The sequence below is a fragment of the Streptomyces yatensis genome (assembly GCF_018069625.1).
Lineage (GTDB): Bacteria > Actinomycetota > Actinomycetes > Streptomycetales > Streptomycetaceae > Streptomyces > Streptomyces yatensis.
In genome coordinates this window covers 4,082,230-4,097,269 of record NZ_CP072941.1, presented here as the reverse complement: position 1 = coordinate 4,097,269, position 15,040 = coordinate 4,082,230, and the positions used below count along the sequence as shown (strand labels likewise).

14 protein-coding genes are annotated in these 15,040 nt (G+C 71.2%); 7 read left to right on the top strand and 7 right to left on the bottom strand.

Annotated features, from left to right (window positions below; genetic code table 11):
- Window positions 1–66: 66 nt before the first annotated feature.
- Complete coding sequence (locus J8403_RS16685; protein ID WP_211128283.1) at window positions 67–1,329, top strand: SLC13 family permease; 1,263 nt, start codon at window positions 67–69, stop codon at window positions 1,327–1,329.
- Between the two features lie 50 nt (window positions 1,330–1,379).
- Here the strand turns inward: J8403_RS16685 and J8403_RS16680 are convergent, their stop codons facing one another.
- Together J8403_RS16680 and J8403_RS16675 are read right to left on the bottom strand one after the other, a co-directional pair.
- Window positions 1,380–1,787, bottom strand: a complete 408-nt coding sequence (locus tag J8403_RS16680) for a cold shock domain-containing protein (RefSeq protein WP_211123879.1) — start codon at window positions 1,785–1,787, stop codon at window positions 1,380–1,382.
- Window positions 1,788–1,889: 102 nt separating this feature from the next.
- On the bottom strand, window positions 1,890–2,363 hold the full coding sequence (locus J8403_RS16675; protein WP_211123878.1) for a DUF192 domain-containing protein: 474 nt from the start codon (window positions 2,361–2,363) through the stop codon (window positions 1,890–1,892).
- Between the two features lie 83 nt (window positions 2,364–2,446).
- Here J8403_RS16675 and J8403_RS16670 point away from each other — a divergent pair, with 83 nt between their 5' ends.
- The 5 genes from J8403_RS16670 (at window position 2,447) to J8403_RS16650 (ending at window position 8,920) form a co-directional block, all read left to right on the top strand.
- The gene (locus J8403_RS16670; RefSeq protein ID WP_211123877.1) at window positions 2,447–3,190 is read left to right on the top strand and encodes a prepilin peptidase; all 744 of its coding nucleotides are present in this window, start codon (window positions 2,447–2,449) and stop codon (window positions 3,188–3,190) included.
- 283 nt (window positions 3,191–3,473) lie between these two features.
- A complete protein-coding gene (locus tag J8403_RS16665; RefSeq protein ID WP_211123876.1) occupies window positions 3,474–4,235 on the top strand; it encodes an isoprenyl transferase in 762 nt (253 codons plus the stop codon).
- Window positions 4,236–4,630: 395 nt separating this feature from the next.
- Window positions 4,631–5,965, top strand: coding sequence for an RNA 5'-3' helicase PhoH2 (gene phoH2, locus J8403_RS16660; RefSeq protein ID WP_137967222.1), 1,335 nt, complete (start codon window positions 4,631–4,633; stop codon window positions 5,963–5,965).
- Between the two features lie 430 nt (window positions 5,966–6,395).
- Complete coding sequence (locus J8403_RS16655) at window positions 6,396–7,109, top strand: aggregation-promoting factor C-terminal-like domain-containing protein (protein ID WP_211123875.1); 714 nt, start codon at window positions 6,396–6,398, stop codon at window positions 7,107–7,109.
- Window positions 7,110–7,255: 146 nt separating this feature from the next.
- Entirely contained in the window at window positions 7,256–8,920 is a 1,665-nt protein-coding gene (locus tag J8403_RS16650; RefSeq protein ID WP_211123874.1) for an AI-2E family transporter, read from the top strand.
- A gap of 151 nt (window positions 8,921–9,071) precedes the next feature.
- On the opposite strand, the gene J8403_RS16645 is transcribed toward J8403_RS16650, so the two are convergent.
- Window positions 9,072–9,611 carry an alkyl hydroperoxide reductase gene (locus J8403_RS16645; RefSeq protein ID WP_014054603.1) on the bottom strand — a complete coding sequence of 180 codons (540 nt, stop codon included), beginning with the start codon at window positions 9,609–9,611 and terminating at the stop codon, window positions 9,072–9,074.
- 11 nt (window positions 9,612–9,622) lie between these two features.
- On the bottom strand, window positions 9,623–10,177 hold the full coding sequence (locus tag J8403_RS16640; protein WP_093464336.1) for a peroxiredoxin: 555 nt from the start codon (window positions 10,175–10,177) through the stop codon (window positions 9,623–9,625).
- A gap of 139 nt (window positions 10,178–10,316) precedes the next feature.
- Here J8403_RS16640 and J8403_RS16635 point away from each other — a divergent pair, with 139 nt between their 5' ends.
- Window positions 10,317–11,282 carry a hydrogen peroxide-inducible genes activator gene (locus J8403_RS16635; RefSeq protein ID WP_211123873.1) on the top strand — a complete coding sequence of 322 codons (966 nt, stop codon included), beginning with the start codon at window positions 10,317–10,319 and terminating at the stop codon, window positions 11,280–11,282.
- Window positions 11,283–11,403: 121 nt separating this feature from the next.
- Here the strand turns inward: J8403_RS16635 and J8403_RS16630 are convergent, their stop codons facing one another.
- Genes J8403_RS16630 through J8403_RS16620 form a run of 3 tightly spaced genes read right to left on the bottom strand, consistent with a single transcriptional unit; the run spans window position 11,404 to window position 15,022 of the window.
- A complete protein-coding gene (locus tag J8403_RS16630) occupies window positions 11,404–13,818 on the bottom strand; it encodes an ABC transporter permease (RefSeq protein ID WP_211123872.1) in 2,415 nt (804 codons plus the stop codon).
- The gene (locus J8403_RS16625; protein WP_211123871.1) at window positions 13,815–14,501 is read right to left on the bottom strand and encodes an ABC transporter ATP-binding protein; all 687 of its coding nucleotides are present in this window, start codon (window positions 14,499–14,501) and stop codon (window positions 13,815–13,817) included. The genes J8403_RS16630 and J8403_RS16625 overlap by 4 nt, the downstream gene beginning before the upstream one ends.
- Entirely contained in the window at window positions 14,498–15,022 is a 525-nt protein-coding gene (locus J8403_RS16620) for a PadR family transcriptional regulator (RefSeq protein WP_211123870.1), read from the bottom strand. Before J8403_RS16620 ends, J8403_RS16625 begins: the two co-directional genes overlap by 4 nt.
- Between the last annotated feature and the right edge of the window lie 18 nt (window positions 15,023–15,040).

Sequence of the window (15,040 nt, the reverse complement as noted above, 5' to 3'; positions counted from 1 at the left end):
GAGCGGCCGTGTCGGCGCGATGCCGCATCATGGGTGTGCCGATCACACCATCTGCCGGAGTCCGTTCTGAGTACCGCCGTCGCCGAGTCCCTTTCCGTCGTCTTGCTCCTCGGCGTCCTGGCCTTCGCGGTGGTGCGCCCCCGGGGCCTGCCGGAGGCGGTCGCGGCCGTGCCCGCCGCCGGGATCGTCGTGGCCACCGGGGCGGTCTCGCCCGCCCGGGCCTGGACGGAGACCCAGGAGCTGCTGCCCGTCGTGGGCTTTCTGGCCGCTGTGCTGCTGCTGGCCCGGATGTGCGCGGACGAGGGGCTCTTCGAGGCGGCGGGCCAGGCCGTGGCGCGGGCCTGCGCGGGGCGTACGGACCGGCTCATGGGCGGGGTGTTCGCCGTCGCGGCCGTCGTCACCGCCGTACTGAGCCTGGACGCCACCGTCGTGCTGCTCACGCCCGTGGTGTTCGCCACGGCGGCCAAGCTCGGGGCGCGGTCCCGGCCGCATGTGTACGCCTGCGCCCATCTGTCGAACTCGGCGTCCCTGCTCCTCCCGGTCTCCAACCTCACCAATCTGCTCGCCCTGCAGGCCGGTGGGGTCTCCTTCACCCGGTTCGCCGTGCTGATGGGGCCCGCCTGGGTGGTGACCATCGGCATCGAGTATCTGGTCTTCCGCCGCTTCTTCGCGGCCGATCTGGCCGCCGGGACCACCGAGCCCCCGCCCGCCGACTGGCCTCGGGTGCCGGTCTTCGCGCTGACCGTGCTGCTGCTGACCCTCGCCGGGTTCGTCGGCACCTCGCTGGCGGGCCTCGACCCCCAGTGGGCGGCCTGGGCGGGCGCCCTCGTGCTCACCGTAAGGGCGCTGCGGCGGCGCGAGACGACGGTAAGGGGGGCCATCGGCGCGGCCGGGCCGCTGTTCTGCCTGTTCGTGCTGGCGCTCGGAGTGGTGGTCCAGGCCGTGCTGGCGGGCGGTCTCCAGGACGCGCTGACCCAGGTGCTGCCCACCGGGACGAGCCTGCCCGCACTGCTCGGGATCGCGGCGGTTGCGGCGGTGCTGGCCAACCTCATCAACAATCTGCCCGCCGTGCTGGCGCTGCTGCCGATCGCCTCCGCGGGCGGCACCGGGCCGGTGCTCGCCGTGCTGATCGGCGTCAACCTGGGCCCGAACCTCACCTATGTCGGCTCCCTGGCCACCCTGCTGTGGCGGCGCATAGTGCACCACCATGAGCCGGACACCGGCTCCGACCTGGGGGTGTTCACCCGTCTGGGGCTGCTGACCGCACCGGCGACCGTGGTGGCCGCGACGGCGGCGATGTGGATGATGCTGAAGGTCACCGGTAGCTGAGAGCCGCCGCCGCGACGGTCCGTCGCGGCGGCGGCTCTTTCAGTCCGCTGTCAGGATTCGATCCAGTTGTGCGCCTGGGCGAGCTCGATGACCCGCCGGCGCACCTGCTTGATCTGGTCGGCGGTCAGGCTGCCGCCCATCTCGACCAGCGCCTCGGTGAGCTCCTGCCGGAGCTCGGCGGCCGACAGCACATCGCACATGGTGTCGTCCCCGTCCGGCCCGGAGGAGGGGCGTACGGCCGGCGCGGCGGCGCGCTCGAGGACGCGGACCTCCGACGCCTTGGGCCCCTTGTCGCCGTACTCGGGGACGAACCGCACCTTGGACCCCGGCTGGAACAGGTGCTTCTCGTCCAGCAGGTCGTTGGCGTGCATGAAGACGTCCTCGCCACCGTCGTCCGGAGCGATGAAGCCGTAGCCGCGGAACTCGTCGAAACGCAGAATCTTGCCCGTGGTCGTCACCGTGCCACCCCTACCCCTACTACCTCTACCTCGATGATCCCGACCGCCACCTCGATGAATCTCGACCGCGACCGAGGGCGTCCCAACCATGACACCGAGAAGTCAGCGTACAGAAGGAGGGGGCGGCGCTGAAGGCCCGGGGGCGATCACGACGCGCACGCCCCGCCGCACGCCCCAGCGCTCCAACGCGCCCGCCTCCGCCTCCAGGACATGGCGGGAGCGCAGCCTGGGGCGCCCGAGCCGGCCGGGGCGCAGGGTGTGGACGTCCACGACGGTGAGCCGCCGGTCCAGATACGCGACGTCGATGGCGAACCGCATCCGGAAGGTGTGCACCCCGCTCGCCGGGGTGAGCAGGAGTGCGCCGGTCAGGCCGTCCCGGCCGAGCAGACCGCGGGCGCGGGCGCGGTAGGAGGCGGCGATGGTGAGCGGAATGCCCGCCGCGCGCCCTGCGCGCAAGCCCTCCGCGCGCCCCGCGCTGCCCTTCGCGCCCTCCCGGTCCTCCTCTGCGCCGTCCGCTCCGTCCGCGCCGCCGACCACGTGCAGCGTCCCCGTACCGTCCCGCCAGCGGCCCACCATCCGGCCCCCCTTCGGCCCTTCCCGCGCCGTCCGCCCTTCCCGCGCAGTGTTCCACCGGCCGGGCGCTTCCGTAGGCTCGGCCCGTGCAACCGCTGCTGATCGTGCTCGCCGCCGCGTACGGCGCGGCCGCCGGGCTGCTCGTACCGCGCCCGCTCTACCGGCTGGCCGTCGATCCGGAGGAGCCCTGGCGCGGCGCCTGTCCGCGCGGGCACGCGCTCACCGGCCCGGCGCGCGGCTGGCTGGGCCCCGCCCGCTGCGCCGGCTGCCGGGGCGGCGAGCGCGACTACGGGGCGGGTCCGGTGCCCGCGGTGCTCACCGCACTGGTGTGCGCGGGCCTGGCGGCGGCAGTCGGCGCGCGCCCGGAGCTGGCGGTGTGGCTGCTGCTGGTGCCGCTGGGGGTGCTGCTCACCGGTGTGGACCTGGCGGTCAACCGGCTGCCGGACGTCCTCACCCTGCCCATGGCCGGCGGGGCCGCGGTGCTGCTCGGCGCGGCGGCGCTGCTGCCGCACAGCGCCGGGTCCTGGCCGCGGGCGCTGCTGGGCGGCGCGGTGCTGGGCGGGGCGTATCTGGTGCTCTTCCTGATCAGCCCGAGCGGGATGGGGTTCGGTGACGTCAAGCTGGCGCTGACGCTGGGGGTCGCCCTGGGCTGGTACGGCTGGGACGTGCTCTTCGTGGGTGCCATCGCCGGACTGCTGCTGGGCTCCTGCTGCGCCGTGGCCCTGGTGCTGACCCGGCGGGCCGGGCGCCGGACCGCGATGGCGTTCGGTCCTTTCATGATCCTCGGGGCCGGCGCGGGGCTGGTGCTGGGGGCGCTCGGGGCCGGATGAGACCGGCGCGCGAATTGTCGGCCCGCCGATGCATGGACATCCCCTCACGAAGCGTTATGGTGGAAGCCCCCCCTCGGGCCGGTCCGTACTCCCCCCCACGGACCGGCCCGCTCTATTTCGGGCATCCGAGGCCCCGGGGGCGGCACGTATCCCGCACGGTCGGCTACGAAGCGTGACGCAGTGCGGTCTTTTGGCCGTCCCGGTTAGCCAGCCCTCCCGCCCCGCAGTAGGGTGTCGGCCTTGGGGCGGACCGCCATGGCGAGGCACTGAGGGGCTGGAAGACGTGAAGTTGCGCGACCTGGTGTACGGGCTCTACGCACGCCGGGTGGAAGGCCGCCTCGATCACGCCCAGGTGCCCAAGCACATCGGCGTCATCCTCGACGGCAACCGCCGCTGGGCCCGCGCGGCCGGTGGCACCGCCGAGCAGGGCCACAAGGCGGGCGCCAGCAAGATCCAGGAGCTGCTCGGCTGGTGCAGCGAGACGGACGTCGAGGTCGTCACCCTCTGGCTGCTCTCCACCGACAACCTGGACCGCCCCGAGGACGAGCTGGGCCCGCTCCTGAGCATCATCGAGGGCGCGGTGCGCGATCTGGCCACCGACGGCCGCTGGCGGGTGCACCACGTCGGCAACCGCGATCTGCTGCCCTCCCGGACCCAGACGGTCCTCAAGGAGGCCGAGCGGGACACCGAGCACATCGACGGAATACTGGTCAACGTGGCCGTCGGCTACGGCGGACGGCAGGAGATCGCCGACGCGGTGCGGTCGCTGCTGCTGGACCACGCCACCAAGGGCACCTCCTTCGAGGAGCTCGCCGAGGTCGTCGACATCGACCTCATCTCCGAACACCTGTACACCCGTGGGCAGCCCGATCCCGACCTGGTCATCCGCACCAGCGGTGAGCAGCGGCTCTCGGGCTTCATGCTGTGGCAGAGCGCCCATTCGGAGTACTACTTCTGTGAAGTTTTCTGGCCCGCTTTCCGCAAGGTCGACTTCCTCCGCGCACTGCGTGACTACGCCGCCCGTCATCGCAGGTACGGCTACTAGTTCCGGTCTGTAGCACCGCAGTTCACCGGCCCGGGGCCGGACGCCGCTCGGCGTCCGGCCCCGGGCCGTGTAGCACGCTGGTTTCACAACGTTCATATCCGCGCCGTCATATGCCGTTGCATGCCCCCGCACGTTCGAGGGAATATCCCTTCCAGGTCGACGCCCTGTCCCACCTGTCCAGTTGGGTGTCGAACTGCCAGCGGACGGCATGGGCCGTCCGTCCGGGAGGCCCTTTGCACACGGACGACTGTGCGGATCGTGCGTATGACGCGGAGGGCCGGCGCTCGGCCCTCCCAGTAGGGCCTGAGCCCGGTCCGTTCCCCGTCTACGGCGGGGATACCTCACTCCCGCGACGCCGTCGCACCCCAACCTCTCCCGAGGGGGTACGTCCACCCGTGGTGACCAGCAAGAAACGCCGCGAGCACGACCGGCGCACCTATGTCCTCGACACCAGCGTCCTGCTGGCCGACCCCAATGCCATGGCCCGCTTCGACGAGCACGAAGTCGTGCTGCCGGTCGTGGTGGTCACGGAACTGGAGGCCAAGCGGCACCACCCGGAGCTGGGGTACTTCGCCCGGCAGGCGCTCCGCCTGCTGGACGAGTACCGCGTCCGTTTCGGCCGCCTGGACGCACCGATCCCGATCGGCGATCTGGGCGGGACCCTGCGTGTCGAGCTCAACCACTCCGACCCGGGTGTCCTGCCCGCGGCCTTCCTGAATCACGGCCGTATGCCGGACAACGACGCGCGGATCCTCGCGGTCGCCAGAAACCTGCAGGCCGAGGGGTACGACGTCACCGTCGTATCGAAGGACCTGCCACTGCGCATCAAGGCGTCCTCGGTGGGGCTGCTCGCCGAGGAATACCGCGCGGAGCTGGCGATCACCGACTCGGGCTGGACCGGGATGGCGGAGCTCGCCGTCTCGGCCGAGCAGGTGGACGACCTGTTCGCCGCCGAGACCGCGTATGTCCCCGAGGCGGCCGGACTGCCCGTGCACACCGGTCTGGTGCTGCAGTCCGAGCGTGGCAACGCGCTCGGCCGGGTCACCCCGGACGGGCAGGTGCGGTTGGTGCGCGGCGACCGGGAGGCGTTCGGGATCCACGGGCGCAGCGCGGAGCAGCGCATCGCGCTGGACCTGCTGCTCGACCCGGAGGTCGGCATCATCTCGATGGGCGGCCGGGCCGGTACGGGCAAGTCGGCGCTGGCGCTGTGCGCGGGTCTGGAGGCCGTGCTGGAGCGGCGTCAGCACCGCAAGGTGATGATCTTCCGCCCGCTGTACGCGGTCGGTGGCCAGGAGTTGGGCTATCTGCCCGGCACCGAGGCCGAGAAGATGAGCCCTTGGGCCCAGGCGGTCTTCGACACGCTCTCCGCGGTGACCAGCGCCGAGGTGATCGAGGAGGTCGTGGGGCGCGGGATGCTGGAGGTGATGCCGCTGACGCATATCCGCGGCCGCTCGCTCCATGACGCCTTCGTCATCGTCGACGAGGCCCAGTCGCTCGAGCGGAATGTGCTGCTCACCGTGCTCTCCCGGATCGGCGCCAACTCCCGGGTGGTGCTCACCCACGACGTGGCGCAGCGGGACAACCTCCGCGTCGGGCGGTACGACGGTGTGGTGGCGGTCGTCGAGAAACTGAAGGGGCATCCGCTGTTCGCGCATGTCACCCTGACCCGCTCCGAGCGTTCGCCGATCGCGGCGCTGGTGACCGAAATGCTGGAGGACGGCCACATCTGAGCCGGTTGAGTCGTTTGCGGCCACAGGGCGCCGCGCGGAAAGGCCAATGAGCTTAGCCGCGCGGCGTCTTGGTGCGCGGGGATTTCCAGAAATCCTAGGGCGTAAACGGGATGTGAGCTTTCACACCTGGCGGGGAATTGCCTCGGAGGCTCCGCGTCCGGCAGTGTGTGGGTTCTGTCAGGCCCCGCATACGGCACACCGGTACCCCCAGCGGTACAGAACCACAGCAGTACCAGAATTGAAGAGAGTTCGCCGTATGCCGCCCGAGCACCTCGAGGATCTCCCGCGGGGGATCCCCACCGGGCCCGTGCCTCCCGTGACCAGCCGACCCCACCGTGTACCACCGGGGACGGAACAAGGGGAGGTCAGCGTCAGGGGCACGATTGCGCCCGCGAGGTCACCTAAGCGGGCGATGCTGGAAGGAAACCGAGTGAGCCGGATTTCGGTCCGGGGATTCGCAGTGGCCTCGGCCACCGCGGTCACCACTGTGGGCGCCGTTGTCGGCGTCGCCGCGGGCGGACAGCAGCAGGGCTCGTCCGACCCGATCGAGGCGACTGCCGCCGACTCGACGCTCCTTGCGGACATACCCGCCGGGCAGCAAGCCGTTGCCCAGACCGCATCCCTGACGCAGCAGGCGGACGTTCAGTCCACCGCGGCCGACGCGGAGGCGCGCAAGTCCGCCGAGGAGGCAGCCCGCAAGCAGGCGGCCAAGGACGCGAAGGCCAAGAAGGCCGCCGCGGACAAGGCAGCCGCCGAGAAGCTGGCCAAGGAACGGGAAGCGAAGAAGAAGGAGGATCTCGCGAGCCGTTCGGCCACGCGTGACGCCGGCGACTTCCCCCAGCAGGCTTCGTACACCATCGCCGAGGTCCAGGCGATGGCGCGGCAGATCGTGCCGAGTGGCCAGTTCCAGTGCTTCAGCAACATCGTGGACCACGAGTCCACCTGGAACTACCAGGCCAGCAACCCCTCGTCTGGTGCCTACGGTCTGGTACAGGCGCTGCCCGCCTCCAAGATGTCCTCGGCGGGCTCCGACTGGCAGACCAACCCGGCGACCCAGATCAAGTGGGGCGTGAACTACATGAACGAGCGCTACGGCAGCCCGTGTGACGCCTGGTCGTTCTGGCAGGCCAACGGCCACTACTGAGCCGATCGGACCGGGCCAGCCCGGCAGCGGCGCACGCTCGCACACTTCATGAAACCCCCGGCCCCATGGGCCGGGGGTTTCGTGCATCCCCAGCAGGTAACGTCTCCTTGACGGCCGAGGGGGAACCTGGGGGTAGGAAACGAGAAATGTCCAAATTGCCGCAGTGGGTCGGCAGGCTGGGAACCGGACTTACCCGGCTCGCCCACCGGCTGGAATCCCAACAGGCCGAAATGCGGGGGCGCGAGGGCGAAGGCGACGCCGGCCCGAGGCCCCCATCGGGGCCCGAACCATCAGACGAGCGCCCACGGGGGGCACGGCCGTCCGGCGGCGCGCCCGGCACCGGAGCGGGCCAGGAGCAGGGCGCCGGGGCCGCGCAGGGTGGCGCCGAGAGCGCCAAGGGGACTGAGGGCCCGGAGAGTTTCGCGGGCCCGGGGAAGCCCGAGAGCCCCGCCGGCCCGGGAAGCCCCGAGAGTCCCGGGAGCCCCGCGGGTCCCGCCGGCCCGGGAAGCCCCGAGAGCCCCGGGAGCCCCGCGAGTCCCCAGAATTCCGCGGGCGCCGCGGGGAAGGGCGCGGAGGGCGAGGCCCCCCGGCCCGAGCCGTCCAGCGTGCCCGCCCCGCCCTCCTACGCCCCCGCCGTCTCCGCCAGACCCGATCCGGTGGCCGCCGTCCCCTGGGGCGTCCGCGTCGCCGCCGAGGCGGCCTGGCGGCTGCTGGTGCTCGGCGGCACGGTGTGGGTGCTCATGAGGGTCATCAGCTCCGTCCAGCTGGTGGTGCTCTCCTTCACCGTCGCGCTCCTCATCACCGCGCTGCTGGAACCCACCGTGACCCGGCTGCGCCGGCGCGGTGTGCCGCGCGGGCTGGCCACCGCGCTCACCTTCATCGCCGGCTTTGTCGTCATGGGCCTGGTCGTGTGGTTCGTGGTCTGGCAGGTCATGGAGAACATCGACGAGGTCTCGGGCGAGGTCCAGGCCGGTATCGACGATCTGCGGCGCTGGCTGCTGCACAGCCCGTTCCATGTGACCGAGAAGCAGATCAACCATGTCGCCAAGAGTCTGCGCGAGGCGGTCGGCGCCAACACCGAGCAGATCACCTCGGCGGGGCTCGAGGGCGTCACGGTCGTCGTGGAGGTGCTGACCGGCCTTCTGCTGACGATGTTCTCCACGCTCTTCCTGCTGTACGACGGCCCGAAGATCTGGAACTGGACCCTCAAGCTGGTCCCCGCCGCGGCCCGCGAGGGCGTGGCGGGCGCGGGTCCGCGGGCCTGGGCGACGCTGACCGCCTATGTGCGCGGCACGGTGATCGTGGCGCTGATCGACGCGATCTTCATCGGCGTGGGTCTGTTCTTCCTCCATGTGCCGATGGCGGTGCCGCTCGCCGTCTTCATCTTCCTCTTCGCCTTCATCCCGCTGGTGGGTGCGGTGGTCTCCGGCGCGCTCGCGGTGGTCGTGGCGCTGGTCACCCAGGGCGTGTTCACGGGGGCGATGGTGCTGATCGTGGTGCTGGCCGTGCAGCAGATCGAGGGCCATGTGCTGCAGCCCTTCATCCTCGGCCGGGCGGTGCGGGTCCATCCGCTGGCCGTGGTGCTCTCGGTCGCGGCCGGTTCGCTGATCGGCGGCATCGGCGGCGCGGTGGTGGCCGTCCCCCTGGTGGCGGTCATCAACACGACGGTCGGCTATCTGCGCAGTTACAGCCAGGAGAACGCGCTGCGCGCCATCCCGGGCCCGCACGGCGCCACCGCCTCCGCCGCCTCCGGCGCGGCGCCCACCGACCCGCCGGGCGCGCCGCCGGAGAAGGGCACCGAGCCCCGCTGACCCGGGACGGGCCCCTTGCCGTGGAACGCCGAAGGGCGCCCCACCGACCGGTGGGGCGCCCTTCGGGTCTCCGCGACCGTTCTGGTCTCTGCGACCGAGCGGTCTCGTCACCGAGTGGTCCGGTGACCGGGTGGTCCGGTGACCGAGCGGGTCAGCCGTTCGCGGCCAGGACGCCCTCGGCGTCCAGGGTCGCGCCGACCGCCTGCAGCACAGAGGCGATCTTGAAGGCTTCCTGGATCGTCTCGCGGTCCACGCCCGCCTTGCGGAGCACCTGCTCATGCGAGTCGAGGCACATTCCGCAGCCGTTGATCGCGGACACGGCCAGCGACCACAGCTCGAAATCGACCTTCTCGACACCCGGGTTGCCGATGACGTTCATCCGCAGCCCGGCGCGCAGGTTGTTGTACTCCGGGTCGGACAGCAGGTGCCGGGTCCGGTAGTAGACGTTGTTCATCGCCATGATGGCGGCCGCCGACTTGGCGGCGGTGTACGCCTCCGGCGAGAGGTTGGCCTTGGCCTCCGGCTCCAGCTCGGTCAGCACCCGCGCCGAGCGCGAGGCGATCGCGCAGGCCAGCACCGTGCCCCACAGCTGCTGCTGCGGGAGCTCGGAGTTGCCGATCACCGAACCGAGGTTCAGCTTGAGGTCCTTGGCGTAGTCCGGCAGTGCGGACTTCAGCTCATCGAGTGCCATGGGGAATCAGCTCACTCTCCGGAGAGGAGGGCCACCGGGTCCAGGGTGTCCTCGCCCTTGCTCCAGTTGCAAGGGCACAGTTCGTCGGTCTGCAGGGCGTCCAGCACCCGCAGGACCTCCTTGGGGTTACGGCCCACGGAACCGGCCGTCACCATGGTGAACTGGATCTCGTTGTTCTGGTCCACGATGAAGACGGCGCGCTGTGCGAAGCCGTCCTCGCCCTCGATGCCCAGGTCGCGCATCAGCTCGTGCTTGGAGTCGGCCAGCATCGGGAACGGCAGGTCGCGCAGGTCCGGGTGGTCCTTGCGCCAGGCGTGGTGGACGAACTCGGAGTCGCCGGAGAAGCCCAGGATCTGGGCGTCACGGTCGGCGAACTCGTCGTTCAGCTTGCCGAAGGCGGCGATCTCCGTCGGGCACACGAAGGTGAAGTCCTTCGGCCACGCGAAGACGATCTTCCACTTGCCCTCGTAGGTCTTGTGGTTGATCTGCTCGAACTCCTTGCCGCTCTCCAGCGACACGCAGGCGGTCAGGTCGTACTCGGGGAACTTGTCACCGACGGTGAGCACGCACACTCCTTGCAGGTTTTGCGTAGGAAAGGCCCGGTCATCCGGGTTTTCCTGGGGTTGGACGGTTCCTACCCTGGCACAGAGTGCATTGATCAGTGAAATAGCTACACTCGGTGGGGTTGATTGGAGGTGGCTATCAGTGGCCACATCAGCCACACCAGCGGGCAAACCACGGCAGCCCAGCATTTCCCAGCTCAGAGCCTTTGTCGCGGTCGCCGAGCAGCTCCACTTCCGCGATGCCGCGGCCGCCATAGGGATGAGCCAGCCCGCGCTCTCGGGCGCCGTCGCCGCGCTCGAGGAGACACTCGGTGTCCAGCTCCTCGAGCGTACGACGCGCAAGGTGCTGCTCAGCCCGGCGGGGGAGCGGCTGGCCGCCCGGGCACGCACCGTATTGGAGGCGGTCGGGGAGCTGCTGGAGGAGGCCGAGGCGGCGCGGGCGCCCTTCACCGGCGTACTGCGGCTCGGGGTCATCCCGACCGTGGCGCCGTATCTGCTGCCGACCGTGCTGCGGCTGGTGCACGAACGCTACCCCCGGCTCGACCTCCAGGTGTACGAGGAGCAGACCGCCTCGCTGCTGGACGGGCTGGCCCACGGCCGCCTCGATCTGCTGCTGCTCGCGGTGCCGCTCGGCGCCCCCGGGGTGGTCGAGATGCCGCTGTTCGACGAGGACTTCGTCCTGGTCACGCCGCGGGACCACTGGCTGGGCGGACGCGATGACATCCCCCGCGAGGCGCTCAAGGAGCTGGATCTGCTGCTGCTCGACGAGGGCCACTGCCTGCGCGACCAGGCCCTGGACATCTGCCGCGAGGCGGGCCGCGCCGAGGGCACCCCGGTGACCACCAGCGCCGCCGGGCTCTCCACCCTGGTGCAGCTGGTCGCGGGCGGTCTCGGGGTGACGCTGCTGCCGCGCACCGCGCTGCGGGTGGAGACCGCGCGCAATGACCATCTGGCCACCGGTGACTTCGCCGATCCGGCGCCCGCCCGCCGGATAGCCCTGGCCATGCGGGCGGGCGCGGCGCGCACGGAGGAGTTCGAGGCGTTCGCGGAGGCGCTGCGGGAGGCGCTGCGGCCACTGCCGGTACGGGTCGCCGGCCGGTCCGCCTGAACCCGCCACCGGGGCCCTTCCCCCTGAACCCGCCACCGGGGCCGGTCCGCCCGGACATGCCGACGGGGGCCGTTCCCGCGGTGGGGAACGGCCCCCGGTGAGGTGGGGCGGTACCTGGGGCCTACTCGGTCCGCAGACCCTCCGGCCGCATCATCCGCCACAGCGGCGGCAGGCTGACCAGGGTCACCAGCAGGATCACGCCGCCACCGATACCGGTCATGGTGCCGAGCCCGGCCCAGTCCACGGCCAGCGGCTGGCCGACCATCTTCAGCAGCAGCACGCCCAGCGCCAGCCCGCCCGCGATCGACAGCGCCAGGCCCAGCACTACCGGGACCGCGGTCTGCCACAGCACCGACCAGCTCAGCGTGGTGCGCCGGGTGCCGAAGGCGACCAGGACGGACAGCAGCCGCTTGCGTTCGCGCAGCTGCTCCAGGGTGGTCACGATCATGCTGGCCCCGATGAGCAGCAGGGTCGCGGTGGCGCCGATGAACAGGGCCTTGCGGATGACCGTGAACTCATCCGACTGCGAGGTGCTGCTCAGCCGCATGACATCCATCGCCGGGGAGAGCGCCGCGCTGGTGTTGCGCACGTACTCGGTGGCGTCCGGCACCTTCGTATCCATCCGGATCATGGCCACCGCGGTGGGTGCCGCCAGCTTCGCGACGTCGAAGGCGCCGGGGGTGGCGAAGACGCCGATGCGCTCACTGCCGATCGGGTCCACCCGGGACTTCACCAGCTTGGCCGAGGCGGGAATCGTCCACAGCTTCTTGTGCCGCAGGTCCGGCAGGCCCTCGTGGTCGAAGGCGAGATTGACCTGGGCGCCCGCCTTGGCGAACTTCGCGCCGTCCTCGTAGTAGTCCGGCGGTGCGTCGACGAGGAAGACGTCGCCGTCCTCGCAGCTTTCGATGCCGGCGACCTCGCGCAGCGACGGGCAGTCGGCGACGGTGAGGGACTCTTCCGGGGCCGTCGACGGGTCGTCCTTGCTGTGGTGCAGAGCGGAGACGTAGCCCTCGGTGACACCGAGCATGTCGCGCACGCCCTTGGTCGCGCGGTACCGCTCGAAGGCGTCGCGGGCCTCGGCACCGGTGGTCACCGGCACGTTCGCCATCAGCTGGGCGCGGTGCGGGTCCTGGCCGGTCGACTCGCTGTCCTGGGCTTCCACACTGGCGAACAGCATCTGGAGCGCGAGGGCCCCGGCCACGGCGACCGTGATGCCGCTGACCGCGCGCGAAGCGGTGCCGCTGCTGAGCTGGAGCCGGCGGGTGGCGAGCTGCCAGGGCACCGAGCCCTTGCCGCCGAACCGCTCCACCACGGCCTCGACGATCCAGGGCAGCAGCGCGGTGACGCCGACGAGCAGCAGCACGGCGCCGGCCGCGGCCTGGTACGCCTTGGTGTCACCGCCCCCGCTGCCCGCCTGGAAGCCGCCCGCGAGCGGCAGCAGCAGGGCCATGCCCAGGAGCGGCAGCGCCAGCCGCCACCACAGCCGGCGGCGCTTGGGCCTGGCGTTCCGTACGACGCCCAGCGGCTCGATGGCGATACCGCGCAGGGCGAGCAGGGTGACCATGACGGCCGAGGCGGGCACGGCCACCGCGATCGTCAGGGCGAGCGGCGCGGTCGGCACGATGTCGGAGGCGAAGAAGCTGATGTCCCAGACCACGACGCCTTCGATGAACTGGCGCACCAGCAGGAACAGTCCGGTGCCCACGGCCAGTCCGAGGAGGGAGCCGAAGAGCGACTCTCCCGCGGCGATCCGCCGGGTCATATGGGTGTCGGCGCCGACCAGCCGCAGCGCGGCCAGCCTCCGGTCGCGCCGCTCACCGCCGAAGCGGGCGGCGGTGGCGATGAAGATGAGCACCGGCAGCAGCAGCACCACACAGCCCACGGTGATCAGCAGCAGCAGCGCGGGATCCAAGGGCTCCTCCTGGCCCTTTTTCTGGTTGCCCCACTGGGCGAGGTGGAAGTCGGAGCCGATGTGGTCGAACGCCTTCTCGGAGATCCCCGCGTAGTAGCGGAGCTCGTTCGGGCCGGACAGGCCGCTGTCGCCGATCACCCCGGCGGTGCGGTACGGGAAGCGGTCCCGGAGCAGCTTCCCGTCATCCGAGTCGAGCAGCTTCTTCAGCGCCGGGGACACCCACATCTCACCGGCGGCCGGAAGCCGGTCGACGCCCGGTGGCGAGGGCGGTGAGCCGTCGCCGTCGGGGGCCATGACGGTGCCCGCGATGTCCTGGTCGCGAAAGGTGGTCTGCGCGTCGCTGAGGTGGAGCGTATCGGGGCCGGGCTTCACCTGGTCGCCGACGACGAGCGTGGAGCGGGCGTCGCCCCGCTCGTTGCGCTGCTGGTACGCGGTGGGGACCGAGGAGGCCACCAGCAGCAGCACCACTCCGAGGCCGACACCCACCGCGGTCATGATCGTCCTGGCCCAGCTCTCCCGGCCGCCGGTGACCGCGAACCGGGCGCCCATGGCCAGGTCGGCGGCCCAGCGGGCGACGGAGACGCGGGCGCGGGGCTCCTGCGCCGGGGCGTCCTGGCCGCTCATCGGACCCCTGCCATGTCCCGGGCCTTGCCGTCGCGCACCACGACCTCGCGGTCGGAGTAGGCGGCGACCCGGGCCTCGTGGGTGACCAGCACCACGGCGGTACGGGACTCACGGGCGGCCTCGGTCAGCAGCTCCATGACCCGCTCGCCGTTGAGCGAGTCCAGCGCGCCGGTCGGCTCGTCCGCGAACAGCACCCGCGGGCCGGTGACCAGCGACCGGGCGACGGCGACCCGCTGCCCCTGGCCGCCGGAGACCTCACCGGGCCGCTTGTGGGCCACGTCCGCGACCTCCAGCCGCTCCATCCAGGACGCGGCGCGGGCCTCGGCCTCCTTGCGCCTGGTGCCGTTCAGCCGCAGCGGCAGGGCGACGTTCTCCACACAGCTCAGCTCGGGGACGAGCTGGCCGAACTGGAAGACGAAGCCGAACTCGCCGCGGCGCAGACCGCTGCGCTCGGTGTCCGACATGGCGGTCAGCTCCCGCCCGTTGTAGTGGACGGTGCCGGAGTCCGGCCGCACGATCCCGGCCAGGCAGTGGAGCAGCGTCGACTTGCCCGAGCCGGAGGGGCCCATGACGGCCACGACCTCGCCGGGGTGGATGGAGAAGTCCGCACCGTCCAGCGCGGGGGTGTGACCGTACGTCTTGTTCAGGGACGTGGCGATCAGCAAGGAGCCTGCCGGGGTCATGAACGCACCGCCTTGGCGAGTTGGCCGAGGCGGGCGGCGGTGAGTTCCAGCCAGCGCAGATCGGCCTCGAGATGGAAGAGGGCATGGTCGCAGATGAGTTGGTCGGTGAGGTCGCCTTCGCGCTTGCGCTGGGTCAGTTCGCGCATCAGCCGCAGGTGTTCGGCGCGTTGGACGTCGAGGAGATCGGCCGCGTCGCGCCCGGTGAGCAGGGCGATGACGACCTTGGTGTAGAGGACCGACTGGAGATACGGCTCGGGCTTCTCGGGCTCCGTGAGCCAGTGCTCCACGTCGGTGATGCCCGCGTCGGTGATGGCGTAGCGCTTGCGCTCGGGGCCACCCCCGTGCTCGATGCCGTCGACCTCCACCAGGCCGTTCTTCAGCAGCCGGGACATGGTCGAGTAGACCTGCCCGTAGTGCAGCGGGCGGTCGTGTCCAAAACGTTCGTCGAAGGCTCTCTTGAGGTCGTAGCCGTGGCGCGGGCCGCCCTCGAGGAGTCCGAGCAGGGTGTGGCCAATTGACATGCCCAGCACTCTACACCA